Here is a 12,071-nt window from a genome sequence, read left to right as displayed (position 1 = left end):
ACCATGAACTGCACCCTTCGCAGGGGGTTGCTGAGCACCCTCTTTGCCGGCGGCCTCCTGGCCTTCGGCTGCGCCACCGCCAACGCGGCGGACACCACCAGCGGGACGGACCTTTCCGCCTCCGCCCTTATCTCGGCGGCGGCACCCGCTGACTCGACGTCGTTGGGCCTGCTGGGTGACCCAACGCCGGCCGGATCAACAGGTGTCGCCGCCGCAGTGGACGTCAACCTCGGGCTGGGGACTGTGGCGACCACCGATCCCGCCGCCACCGGCACCGGCATGACGGACGGCACCACGGCGAACCTCGCCGTCGGCGCCGCCGTGGACCTCGGCCTCGGCACGGTGACCACCACCGACCCCGCAACCACCGGCACCACCGACCTGGCAGCCGCAGCAGACGTCAACCTCGGCCTCGGCACAGTGACCACCACCGACCCCGCAACCACCGGCACCACCGACCTGGCAGCCGCGGCAGACGTCAACCTCGGCCTCGGCACCACCGGCACCGGGACTACGGACGGCACCGTGGCAGACCTCGCGGTCGATGCAGCCGCAGGCCTGGGCCTGGGCGGCCTCACCGATGGTGACGCCACCGGTGCCGGCAGCACGGTGGACGCAGCCCTCGACATCACCCTCGGGGCTGTCACGGACGGTGCCACGGCAGGGGCCATCGATGCAGCCGCAGACCTTGGTGCTGCTGTGGGCGCCGGGACAGCAGACGGCAGCGGCCTGGATGCTGTGGTCGATCTTGGCATTGACCTCGGGCTCGGCGGCGACAACACCACAGGAACGCCGGGAACTTCCGATCCCGGCACCACCCCGGGTGACGGAACCACGGGCGACACCGGCACCCTTGACCCGGGAACAGTTGATCCCGGAACAGCTGATCCCGGAACGATGGATCCCGGCACCAGCACCCCGGGCTCGGACACCACGGGCGGCGACTCCAGCGGTGGCGCCGGTGATACAGGAACAGAGGGCTTCGCGGCAGCACCGGCCGGCTCAACCGCGGTGAGCGGGGCAATCGGTACCGTAACGGTCCCCCGCGGCACCACGGCCGCCGGTAATGCCGCCCTTGCCAACGGAGGCGCTGCCCACACCGGCCTCGCCAAGACCGGCTGGGACGGATCGCTGGTCCCCCTGGCCCTGCTGCTCCTGGCCGCCGGACTCCTGGCGCTCCGCAAGCGCAAGGTGTCCTAGCGGCCCCACGCCAGAACAGTAACCGCCCGCGACTGTGCGCCTGAAGCGGCAGCACCCGGCGGGCTGACGGAAGGAGGACAGCAGCCCCGAAACACAACAACAGCACAAGAAACATGTCGTCAGCACACATGTCCTTGAAGCCGGTGGTCCGGCGCCGAAGGTTCGTAAAATCGCCGCCGGGCCGTCGGCGTGCCGGAACGGGAAAGCCTGGTCAATCGCTGCTTCCACGTCACCGCCCGTATAATTTGAGGTACGACAGTGCCGCAGCGCACCGGGAGGAACGGTCATGGTGGCGGAATCGCCTAGCTCCATCAAGAATGAAGTTGTCGGCGGTCGCTACCGGTTGGGTGATGTCATCGGCCGCGGCGGAATGTCATCGGTGTACTGTGCGCGGGACGAAAACCTGGGCCGCGACGTCGCGTTGAAGCTCTTCGCCCCGCAGGCCCCGGACGCGGATGAACTCAAGCGCCAGGAAGCGGAGATCCAGCTCCTCGCCACACTCAACCACCCCGGTCTGGTAACCCTCTTCGACGCCGGTATCGATGACCGCATTCCGGATGAGCCCCGGCCGTTCCTGACCATGGAGCTCGTGGAGGGCCAGGACCTGCGCGCCCGTATCCGGCACAGCAGGGTACCCCTTGAAGAGCTGAGCGTCATCGGCGCGGGCATCGCGGACGCGCTGGCCTATGTGCACGGTCTGGGCATCATTCACCGCGACATCAAACCGGGCAACATCCTCCTGGTCCAGATCCGGCCCGGCGAGCCGCTGCGGCCCAAGCTCACGGACTTTGGCATCGCCAGGATCGTGGATTCCACCCGGCTCACTGCCACGGGCACCATGGTGGGCACCGCCGCCTACCTCAGCCCGGAACAGGCCCTGGGCAAGCCGCTGTCGTCCGCCACGGACATCTACTCCTTCGGGCTGGTGCTGCTGGAATGCATCAAGGGCACCGTGGAATACCCCGGCAGCGCGGTGGAATCCGCGGTTGCCCGGCTTCACCGCGCCCCGGAAATTCCCGACGACGTCCCCGCGGAGTGGGCCGACCTCATCCGTTCCATGACCACCATCGAGCCGCTGGAGCGGCCATCGGCCGCCGACATCGAGACCGCCCTCCGCCAGGCGTTGGTTTCCCCGGCCTCAACGCCCGGAGAACTGGTGCCGGAGACCACGCGGGTACTGCCGGCCATGCCCTTCCACCCTCCGACCATCACTGCCGAAGAGTCGGTGGATGACGTCCGGGAGGCAGCCGGGGCCACCGGAGCGACGGGGTCCTCTGACGATCCGTCGGCCCAGGCTCCTGCGACCGCATCTGATCCTGCGCCCGCATCTGATTCTGTCCGGCAATCCGGTTCCGGGACGGCGGCCACCCCCTCCCCTGCCAAGGCTTCCGGCAAGCCCCGCCTCTCACGGAACCAGCGGATCTGGCTTGCCGTGGTGCTCGCTGCCCTGGTGATTGCCGCAGCCGCTGCCGCGGTGATGATGAGCATCTCCGCCCGGCCCGCCGACGTCGTCCCCTACCCCACGGTAACCGGTGTCCTGGGCGACCACCTGCAGGAACTTCAAAAGAGCGTGGCGCCGTGACCCTTCGGCAGGCCGTGCCGGGCCGGCTGCTGCTGGCCTGCGCGGCGGCCCTGCTAGCGACCACCTTCCTCAACGCCTGTGCCGCCCCCGGAAGCGGGCTGCAGCGCGAAGCGGCAACACAGCTCCAGGCGCGGGTCCTTGAGGTGACCCAGGCTTCCTCCCAAAACGATCCCGCAGCCGCGCTCAAGGCACTGGAGGGCCTCGAAGCGGACCTTTCGGCTGCCCAGGCGAAGGGCCAGGTCTCCGAAGAGCGGCGCCGCAGCATCACCACCGTGGCCACCGCCGTCCGGGCAGACCTCACTGAAGCGGTTGCCGCTCAGGCGGCGGCCGCGAAGGCTGCCGAAGACGCCCGCGTTGCCGCCGCCCAGGCAGCCCAGGATCCCTCCCCCGCACCTGCGTCGCAGGCAGCTCCCGCACCGGCCCCGGCACAGGGCAGTGCCGCCGGCAACGGAGCGGACGGCGGCAAGAACAACGGCGACAAGGGCAAAGGCAAGAACTGAACCGCGCCCAGGCTAAGTGACAAAGCAAAAGAAGCGGTGCTCCGGTGGAAACCGGGGCACCGCTTCTCTCTGCCTTACCAGCCGGTACTAGGCCAGGCTGGCGATGACCTTGTTCAGGGTGGCGGAAGGACGCATCACGGACGAAGCCTTGGCGTCATCCGGGCGGTAGTAGCCCCCGATGTCCACAGGTGAGCCCTGGACCTCGGCCAGCTCGCCCACGATCGTTTCCTCCTTGGAGGAAAGCTCGTTGGCGACCGAGCTGAACGCGGCGGCCAGGTCGGCGTCGTCCGTCTGCTTGGCCAGTTCCTCGGCCCAGTAGCGGGCCAGGAAGTAGTGGCTGCCACGGTTGTCCAGTTCGCCGGCACGGCGGCTCGGGGACTTGTTCTCCAGCAGGAAGGTGCCGGTGGCGCGGTCCAGCGTGTCGGCCAGGACCTGGGCGCGGGCGTTGCCCGTGGTGGTGGCCAGGTGTTCGAAACTCACGGCCAGGGCCAGGAACTCACCCAGGCTGTCCCAGCGGAGGTGGTTTTCCTTGAGCAGCTGCTGGACGTGCTTCGGGGCCGAGCCGCCGGCGCCGGTCTCGAAGAGTCCGCCGCCGTTCATCAGCGGGACGACGGAGAGCATCTTGGCGCTGGTGCCCAGTTCCAGGATGGGGAACAGGTCCGTCAGGTAGTCGCGGAGCACGTTGCCCGTGACGGAGATGGTGTCCTGGCCCTTGCGGATGCGCTCCAGGGTGAAGGCAGTGGCCTTGACCGGGGCCATGATCTGGATGTCCAGGCCCTCGGTGTCGTGGTCCTTCAGGTATTCGTTGACCTTGGCGATCAGGTTGGCGTCGTGGGCACGTTCCTCGTCCAGCCAGAACACGGCGGGGGTCTGGGAGGCGCGGGCGCGGGTGACGGCCAGCTTGACCCAGTCGCGGATGGGGGCGTCCTTGGTCTGGCAGGCGCGCCAGATGTCGCCCTCGGAGACTTCGTGCTCGATCAGGACGTTGCCGGAGCCGTCAACGACCTGTACCTTGCCGGCTTCCTGGATCTCGAACGTCTTGTCGTGGCTGCCGTATTCCTCGGCCGCCTGTGCCATGAGGCCGACGTTGGGCACGGTGCCCATGGTGGTGGGGTCGTAGGCGCCGTTGGCGCGGCAGTCATCGATGACCACCTGGTAGATGCCGGCGTAGGAGCTGTCCGGCAGCACGGCCAGGGTGTCCGCTTCCTTGCCGTCCGGGCCCCACATGTGGCCCGAGCTGCGGATCATGGCGGGCATGGAGGCGTCCACGATGACGTCGCTGGGGACGTTCAGGGTGGTGATGCCCTTGTCAGAGTCCACCATGGCCAGGGCGGGACCGTCTTCCAGGCCCTTCTTGATCAGGTTCTGCACGCCGTCGCGGACGTCTTCCGGCAGGTCCTCGAGGCTGCTGAGGATGGCGGCAAGGCCGTTGTTGGGGCTGATGCCGGCGGCGGAGAGCTGCTTGCCGTAAGTCTGGAACAGTTCCGAGAAGTAGGCCTTGACCACGTGGCCGAAGATGATGGGGTCCGAGACCTTCATCATGGTGGCCTTCAGGTGCGCGGAGAACAGCACGCCTTCTTCCTTGGCGCGGGCAACCTGGGCCTTCAAAAACTCGTCCAGGGCGGCGGCGCGCATCACGGTGCCGTCGATGACCTCACCGGCCAGGACCGGGAAAGCCTTCTTCAGGACCTTCACGGACCCGTCTTCACGGACCAGCTGGATGGCGATGGTGCCGTCTGACTCGATGACCACGGACTTCTCGTTGGAACGGAAGTCGTCCTGGCCCATGGTGGCCACGTTGGTCTTGGAGTCGGAGGTCCAGGCGCCCATGGAGTGGGGGTTCTGGCGTGCGTAGTTCTTGACGGACAGCGGCGCGCGGCGGTCCGAGTTGCCTTCACGCAGGACCGGGTTCACGGCGGAGCCCTTGATCTTGTCGTAGCGCGAGCGGATGGCGGTTTCCTCGTCGGAGGAGGGGTTGTCCGGGTAATCCGGCAGGGCGTAGCCCTGGCCCTGCAGCTCGGCGATGGCCGCCTTCAGCTGCGGGATGGAGGCGCTGATGTTGGGCAGCTTGATGATGTTGGCTTCCGGCGTCTTCGCCAGCTCACCGAGTTCAGCAAGGGCGTCACCGATCTGCTGCTCCGGGGTGAGGTAGTCACCGAACACAGCAATGATGCGGCCGGCGAGCGAAATGTCGCGGGTCTCCACCTCCACACCTGCAGTCGAAGCGAACGCCTCGATGATGGGCAGGAACGAATAGGTAGCCAGCATCGGCGCTTCGTCGGTGTGGGTGTAGATAATCTTGGACATGCGCGGGCGTCTCCCTGTGGGTCGGCTTGATTGTGAAAAATTCGGTCTATTTCACCATGTACAACTTACCCGAGGACATGGCGTTGAACCGTACCGGAGTCCCAGCGTTACCCCGGCGGTGGGCAGGATTACAGCGATGGAGAACGGCCGACGGCGGGACACGCCCGGGTGCCGGGGCCGCCGTCGCCACCAAGGGGCGGCCGGGGCAGTGAAAGGGTCCTAAGCCGGTATTTGATATCTCACTACTGTGTACAAACTTGTCCGGTGGCGATAAATTCGCTAAGTCACTCCCGATCCAGGGCCCAAACCCCGTTCAGACAGGACAACAATGACACGCACCAGGTCTCTGGCTTCCGGCCTCCTGACTTTCTCGGCTGCCGCCGTGCTGGCACTCACCTCGGCCGGCGGGGCCTCAGCCGCGCCCGCACCATCGGATGGACATGAAGCCCCGTCCGTGGCCGGCGTCACGCTCAATGCCGACGGCGCAGCGGATTACTGGACTCCGGAGCGCATGCAGAGCGCCGTCTCAGGTGACACCCTGGCCGGCAAGGCGCTGGGCCGCGGCAACCGCTCCAGCGCCGCCCTGGTCGAGAAGGGCAAGCCTTCCTCCACCAAGGGGACCAAGGGCAAGCCCACCATTGCCCAGAGCGAGAATCCCGTCTCCCACATCGGCAAAGTCTTCTTCACCATGGGCGGCACCAACTATGTGTGCTCGGGCAACGCCGTCGCCTCGACCAACGGCAGCACCGTGGCTACCGCCGGTCACTGCGTAAACGAGGGCCCGGGCGCGTACGCCACCAACTTCGTCTTCGTGCCCGCCTACGACAACGGCGCGGCACCCTACGGCAAGTGGACCGCCAGGGCCCTGTACGCCCCCACCCAGTGGGCCTCCAACGGCGACATGACCTACGACACCGGCTTCGCCGTCGTGAATACGGACAGCAACGGTGACCGGCTCACCGATGTTGTCGGCGGCTCTGGCACAGCCTTCAACCAGGCACGGGGCCTGACCTACACCTCGTACGGCTACCCGCAGGCCTCGCCGTTTAACGGCACGTCACTGTTCAGCTGCACCGGTACGGCCACGGATGACCCGAACAACCCCCAGTTCGGTACCCAGGGCATCCCGTGCGACATGACGGGCGGCTCCTCAGGTGGCCCGTGGTTCATCGGCATCGGCTCAGACGGCGTACAGAACTCCATCAACAGCTATGGCTACAACGGCTCAGCCGTGATGTACGGCCCGTACTGGGGCAAAGTCATCCAGGCAACCTTCAACAGTGCAGCAAAGTCCTAAGGCACCTGATCCGAAGGAGGATCCCGTCAGCCACGTGGACCTGACCCAGTCCCCCGAGGAAGTCCTCGAGTACTGGACAGAGGAGCGGATGGCGGCGGCGAAGCCCCGGGAGATTCAGCTCCCGGAGCCCGGCTCCGGCCAAGACGACCAGGACTGAACCAGCACAACGACGACGGCGCCCGTCCCCTGCGCAGGGGACGGGCGCCGTCGTCGTTAATCCGGGCCGGCGATGAAGCGTGGCTATCAGTGGAAGAAGTGGCGGGCTCCGGTGAAGTACATCGTGATACCGGAAGCATTCGCCGCCGCAATCACTTCCTCATCCCGGACAGAACCGCCCGGCTGCACCACGGCGCGGACGCCGGCGTCGATCAGGATCTGCAGGCCGTCAGCGAAGGGGAAGAACGCGTCGGAGGCGGCCACGGCACCGCGGGCACGCTCAGGTGCGCCGCTCGCGTCCGCGTTGGAAGCGCCGCCGGCACCTTCGACGTCGGACTCCACCGTGACACCCAGGGTGTTGGCCCGCTCCACGGCCAGGCGGCAGGAATCCAGGCGGTTGACCTGGCCCATACCGATGCCCACTGCGGCGCCGTTCTCTGCCAGGAGGATGGCGTTGGACTTCGCGGCCCGGCAGGCGGTCCAGGCGAAGGCGAGGTCCGCGAGGGTCTTGTCGTCCGCGGCTTCACCGGCGGCGAGGGTCCAGTTGGCGGGGTTGTCGCCTTCAGCGTCCACCTTGTCCGTGACCTGGACCAGCATGCCGCCGGAAACCTGGCGGAACTCCGTGGGGTAGCGGCCGTAGCCCTCGGGCAGGGCGAGCAGGCGGATGTTCTTCTTCTTGGAGAGGATCTCCACTGCCTCGGGCTCGAAGCCGGGGGCGATGACCACCTCGGTGAAGATGTCCTTGACGGTGTTGGCCATGCCGGCAGTCACGGTCCGGTTCGCGGCGATGACGCCACCGAACGCCGAGACCGGATCGCAGGCGTGCGCCTTGGCGTGGGCATCGGCGATGGGGTCCGCGGCATCGGCGGAGCCGACGGCCACGCCGCACGGGTTGGCGTGCTTGATGATGGCGACGGCGGGCTCAGCGAAGTCGTAGGCGGCGCGCAGGGCGGCGTCGGCGTCAACGAAGTTGTTGTAGCTCATGGCCTTGCCGTGCAGCTGGTCCGCCTGGGCGATGCCCATCGGCGCAGCCTTGTCCACGTATAGGGCGGCCTGCTGGTGCGGGTTCTCGCCGTAGCGCAGGACCTCGGAACGCTCCAGGGACAGGCCGGCGTAGGCGGGCCAGTCGATGACGCCGTCGCCATCCTCGTCCAGGAACTGGCTGGCGGTCCAGGTGGCCACCGCGTTGTCGTAGGCAGCGGTGTGGGCGAACGCCTTGGCAGCGAGGCGGCGGCGTGTCTTCAGGTCGAAGCCACCGGCGGCGGCAGCCTCCACCACCTGGCCGTAGAAGGACGGATCCACCACGATGGCGACGGCGGCGTGGTTCTTCGCGGCCGACCGCACCATGGCGGGGCCGCCGATGTCGATCTGCTCCACGACGTCATCCTGCGCGGCACCGGACTTGACGGTTTCCACGAACGGGTAGAGATTCACCACCACCAGGTCGAAGGCTTCGATGTCCATGCTGGCGAGGGTTTCCATGTGGGCGGGGACGCGGCGGTCCGCCAGGATTCCGCCGTGGACGCGCGGGTGCAGCGTCTTGACGCGGCCGTCCAGCATCTCGGGCGAACCGGTGACTTCCTCAACCTCCTGCACGGGAATGCCCGCGGCGGCGATCTTCTTGGCCGTGGAACCGGTGGAGACGAGCTTTACGCCCGCGGCGTGCAGGCCCGTTGCGAGCTCCTCCAGACCGGTTTTGTCGTAAACCGAGATCAGGGCCCGGCGGATGGGTACACGGTCAATGGATACGCGCTCATGCTGCGTGAAGCTCACAAATGTCTCCGTCTTATCTCGCGGAACAGGGCCGCGGTTGGTGGGGATAGGGCCAGTTTATCGCGAAGGCGCGGTTGGCCGGTGTGTCAGCCGGAGTGTGAACGCCGTGGGGGGCGGGCTAGAGTTTTGAACAGGAGGCGGCGATGAACACTTACACCACTGTGCCCAGCGGCGAACAGGTGGTCCAGGAACTGCCCTGGCGATGGAAAGTCCAGGGCAGGATCTTCCTGATCGGGGGCCTCGGCTTCATGTTCGACGCCTGGGATGTGACCCTGAACGGCATCCTGATTCCGTTGCTGTCCAAGCACTGGTCGCTCTCCGCGGGAGAGGCCGCCTGGGTGGGTACCGCAAACCTGATCGGCATGGCCCTGGGTGCCTTCATCTGGGGAACGATCGCGGACACCGTGGGCCGCAAGAAGGCCTTCACCGCCACCTTGCTGCTGTTCTCGGTCTTCACCGTCCTGGGCGCGTTCGCCCCTGACTTCATCTGGTTCTGCGTCTTCCGGTTCATGGCCGGGTTTGGCCTGGGCGGCTGCATTCCCGTGGATTACGCCCTGGTGGGTGAGTTCACCCCCCGGAAGCAGCGCGGCAAGGTGCTGACAGCCATGGACGGCTGGTGGCCCATCGGCGCAGCCCTGGCGGGGTTCGTCTCCGCCGGACTGGTGGCCCTCTACGGCGACTGGCGCCTGACCATGCTGGTGATGGTGCTTCCCGCCCTGCTGGTCTTCTGGATCCGGCGGAGCGTGCCGGAATCCCCGCTGTTCCTGATCAGGAAGGGGCGGCGGGAAGAAGCCGCCAAAATCATCGATGGGCTGGTGGAAGCCACCGGGGCGGAACCCCGCGCCTACAGCCTTCCCGACGCCCGGGACGTTCCCCGGCTTTCCGCCGGCAGCGCCTGGACCCAGCTGCGCTCGGTGTGGCAGTTCAACTGGAAGATCACGGCTGCCGCCTGGGCCCTGTTCTTCAGCATCCTGCTGGTGTACTACCTGTCCCTGACATGGATGCCGAGGATCCTTATCGGCGCAGGTTTCGCCGAGTACAAGGCGTTCGTCACCACGGCGTCCATGGCCGCCGTCGGTTTCCTGGGCGTGGTGGTGGCGGCGCTCCTGGTGGAACGTGTGGGGCGCAAATGGATCCTTGCCATCACCGGTCCGCTGTCCGCGCTGACCCTGGTGATCGTGGCATTCGTGGTGGACATCCCCACGGCCGCCGTGTTTTGGCTGCTGGTGTTCGGGTTCGTGGTGCAGGTGGCCATTCCGGTGCTCTATGCGTATGTCTCCGAGCTCTATCCCACCGAACTGCGCGGCACCGGATTCGGCTGGGCGTCCACATTCTCCCGGCTCGGTGCGGGTTTTGGGCCGCTGATCTTCGCCAACTACTTCTGGCCGGAACTCGGGCTGGCCACATCCTTCGCCCTGGCCGGTGCCCTGGTGCTGGCCTCGGTGCTGTGGATGGCGTTCTTCTCCCCCGAAACCCGCCAGGCCCGCCTGGAGTAACCTTTCCCAACCAGGTAGCGCCAAGTGTCGTTCTGGAGCTTCAATACGACACTTGGCGCTACCTGGTTCTAGCCTCCGGGCAACCAGCCGCGGGCCAGCATTGTCCGCCGCACTTTTGCCACCGCCAGCTTCGCGTCTTGTTCCATGTGCCGCTTTGAGATTCGCACAAGAATCCATCCACCGCGTCCGAAATCCTCTTCGCGGGCAATGTCCCGCTCAATCTGTCCCGCTGCCGAATGTCCCTCACCGTCGTATTCCACCGCCACCTTCTGTTCGGGATAGCTCAGGTCGGGTTGACGTACGACGCCGGGGGCCAGCGGCGTGGGCACGTTCAGTAGAGGTTCGGGCAAGCCGGCATACTCCAGAGCCAGCCGCAGCCTGGTTTCCTGTGCGGAGTCGGAACCCACCCTGGCCAAATCAAGGGCAAGACGGGCCTTGCGTATTCCGGGTGTTCCCTTGTGCCTGTCCAGCATCTCCGCCAGATCTTCAAGCGTTGCATAGGGTTCGAATCTGCCTTCGAATTCCGGGCGCGGGTATCGGATCAGATGGTCTGCAACAACGGTCAATTCCTCGATGCCCATCTTGCGGGAGCAATCCAGCCACGTCCGGGTCCGCGACGTGACCAGCAGGCCCTGGTGGCTGACAATCTCGTCGTCGAAGAACTGTCCCCGGTGGCCCCTCACACCGGGCCGGCGCATGATGGCCACCGTGTCGGGACGGGAGACATGCAACAGCGGTTCGTTGCAGCCTGGCAGGAACCCTGGAAACTGCCACAACAGAAAAGCGGATGCGTAGGAAGCCGCGGCAAATTCCGTCACCAGGGTGTAGGGCCGGAGGCAAGCGGCCAAATCCGTTCGGCCGCAGGAGTCCGGCACCCGGACGCCCCTGCTGGGCCGCTGCAAGCCCCGGTGACGCAGCCGGCGGCGGCTGATGCCGGCGTCGACTGCCTCCCGGAAGGTGAACGGCAGCGACTCAAATTGTCCGGGCATGGGACGAGGAACCTTCATCAGCCCATGGTGGCAGCCGCAACTGTCCTTGCTGGACGTTATCCACAGGCTCGGCCCACTCAAACAATGTAGGTAGCGCCAGCTGTCGTTTTGAGGGGGTAAAACGACACTTGGCGCGACCTAGTTGGGGTGGGGCGCGGCGGAGTACGCGGGGTCTGCCGCCAGGGCGGCCAGGGTGGAGACCAGCAGCCGGCGCTCCACCACCTTGATGCGCTCGTGCAGGGTTTCCTCGGTGTCCGTGTCCTCGATGGCCACGGCTTCCTGGGCAATGATGGGGCCGGTGTCCACGCCGGCGTCTGCCCAGTGCACGGTGCAGCCGGTGACCTTCACGCCGTACGCCATGGCATCCCGGACGCCGTGCGCACCGGGGAAAGCGGGGAGCAGTGCCGGGTGTGTGTTGAGGTATTTGCCGTGGAAAGCGTCGATGAACTCCGGGCTGACGATCCGCATGAACCCGGAAGAAACCACCACGTCCGGCTTGTAGGCGGCCACAGCCCGGGTCAGCGCTGCGTTCCAGTCCGCGCGGTCCGGGTAGGCCTTGAAGTTCACCACGAAGGTGGGGATCCCGGCGGCAGCGGAACGCTCGACGCCGTAGGTTCCCTCGCGGTCCGCGCCCACCGCTGCGATGTCCACGTCGAGGTCCCCCGCCTTGACGGCGTCGATAACTGCCTGGAGATTGGACCCGGTTCCGGAAACGAGGACGACGATACGCATTGGTCCAGCTTAGGTGCAGGCTCGCGTACGCTGGAAAAC

At 66.6% G+C, this 12,071-nt stretch carries 10 protein-coding genes; 6 read left to right on the top strand and 4 right to left on the bottom strand.

The genetic code is table 11. From position 1 onward, the window contains the following. The first annotated feature begins 3 nt into the window (after positions 1-3). The 3 genes from AB0280_RS14725 (at position 4) to AB0280_RS14715 (ending at position 3,282) form a co-directional block, all read left to right on the top strand. A complete protein-coding gene (locus tag AB0280_RS14725) occupies positions 4-1,200 on the top strand; it encodes a hypothetical protein (RefSeq protein ID WP_307488595.1) in 1,197 nt (398 codons plus the stop codon). Between the two features lie 286 nt (positions 1,201-1,486). Then, positions 1,487-2,782, top strand: a complete 1,296-nt coding sequence (locus AB0280_RS14720) for a serine/threonine-protein kinase (protein ID WP_307488596.1) — start codon at positions 1,487-1,489, stop codon at positions 2,780-2,782. Beyond that, positions 2,779-3,282 (top strand): hypothetical protein, encoded by a 504-nt coding sequence (locus tag AB0280_RS14715; RefSeq protein ID WP_307488597.1) that lies wholly within the window; start codon positions 2,779-2,781, stop codon positions 3,280-3,282. Before AB0280_RS14720 ends, AB0280_RS14715 begins: the two co-directional genes overlap by 4 nt. A gap of 87 nt (positions 3,283-3,369) precedes the next feature. Here the strand turns inward: AB0280_RS14715 and AB0280_RS14710 are convergent, their stop codons facing one another. Beyond that, a complete protein-coding gene (locus tag AB0280_RS14710) occupies positions 3,370-5,589 on the bottom strand; it encodes an NADP-dependent isocitrate dehydrogenase (RefSeq protein ID WP_224025405.1) in 2,220 nt (739 codons plus the stop codon). Between the two features lie 328 nt (positions 5,590-5,917). On the opposite strand from AB0280_RS14710, the gene AB0280_RS14705 reads away from it, so the two are divergent. Together AB0280_RS14705 and AB0280_RS14700 are read left to right on the top strand one after the other, a co-directional pair. Beyond that, a complete protein-coding gene (locus AB0280_RS14705; protein ID WP_159632598.1) occupies positions 5,918-6,886 on the top strand; it encodes a trypsin-like serine peptidase in 969 nt (322 codons plus the stop codon). Next, positions 6,870-7,043, top strand: coding sequence for a hypothetical protein (locus tag AB0280_RS14700; protein ID WP_275180445.1), 174 nt, complete (start codon positions 6,870-6,872; stop codon positions 7,041-7,043). Before AB0280_RS14705 ends, AB0280_RS14700 begins: the two co-directional genes overlap by 17 nt. A gap of 86 nt (positions 7,044-7,129) precedes the next feature. Here the strand turns inward: AB0280_RS14700 and purH are convergent, their stop codons facing one another. Next, a complete protein-coding gene (gene purH, locus AB0280_RS14695; RefSeq protein WP_275180446.1) occupies positions 7,130-8,815 on the bottom strand; it encodes a bifunctional phosphoribosylaminoimidazolecarboxamide formyltransferase/IMP cyclohydrolase in 1,686 nt (561 codons plus the stop codon). Between the two features lie 143 nt (positions 8,816-8,958). Here purH and AB0280_RS14690 point away from each other — a divergent pair, with 143 nt between their 5' ends. Further along, on the top strand, positions 8,959-10,311 hold the full coding sequence (locus AB0280_RS14690; protein ID WP_159632600.1) for an MFS transporter: 1,353 nt from the start codon (positions 8,959-8,961) through the stop codon (positions 10,309-10,311). Between the two features lie 68 nt (positions 10,312-10,379). On the opposite strand, the gene AB0280_RS14685 is transcribed toward AB0280_RS14690, so the two are convergent. Together AB0280_RS14685 and purN are read right to left on the bottom strand one after the other, a co-directional pair. Beyond that, positions 10,380-11,129, bottom strand: coding sequence for a hypothetical protein (locus AB0280_RS14685; RefSeq protein ID WP_366367673.1), 750 nt, complete (start codon positions 11,127-11,129; stop codon positions 10,380-10,382). Positions 11,130-11,438: 309 nt separating this feature from the next. Next, positions 11,439-12,032 carry a phosphoribosylglycinamide formyltransferase gene (purN, locus tag AB0280_RS14680; RefSeq protein ID WP_307488600.1) on the bottom strand — a complete coding sequence of 198 codons (594 nt, stop codon included), beginning with the start codon at positions 12,030-12,032 and terminating at the stop codon, positions 11,439-11,441. Between the last annotated feature and the right edge of the window lie 39 nt (positions 12,033-12,071).

The organism is Pseudarthrobacter sp. 902506025 (genome assembly GCF_040702325.1).
In the GTDB taxonomy this organism is placed as follows: Bacteria; Actinomycetota; Actinomycetes; order Actinomycetales; family Micrococcaceae; genus Arthrobacter.
The sequence above is the reverse complement of the archived record's forward strand: the minus strand, read 5'-3'. Positions and strand labels throughout refer to the sequence as shown.

Bases quoted from the DNA above. Each gene is read 5' to 3' on its own strand.
- AB0280_RS14725 (WP_307488595.1), top strand. From the start codon at position 4: ATGAACTGCACCCTTCGCAGGGGGTTGCTGAGCACCCTCTTTGCCGGC.
- AB0280_RS14720 (WP_307488596.1), top strand. From the start codon at position 1,487: ATGGTGGCGGAATCGCCTAGCTCCATCAAGAATGAAGTTGTCGGCGGT.
- AB0280_RS14710 (WP_224025405.1), bottom strand. From the start codon at position 5,589: ATGTCCAAGATTATCTACACCCACACCGACGAAGCGCCGATGCTGGCT.
- AB0280_RS14705 (WP_159632598.1), top strand. From the start codon at position 5,918: ATGACACGCACCAGGTCTCTGGCTTCCGGCCTCCTGACTTTCTCGGCT.
- AB0280_RS14690 (WP_159632600.1), top strand. From the start codon at position 8,959: ATGAACACTTACACCACTGTGCCCAGCGGCGAACAGGTGGTCCAGGAA.
- purN (WP_307488600.1), bottom strand. From the start codon at position 12,032: ATGCGTATCGTCGTCCTCGTTTCCGGAACCGGGTCCAATCTCCAGGCA.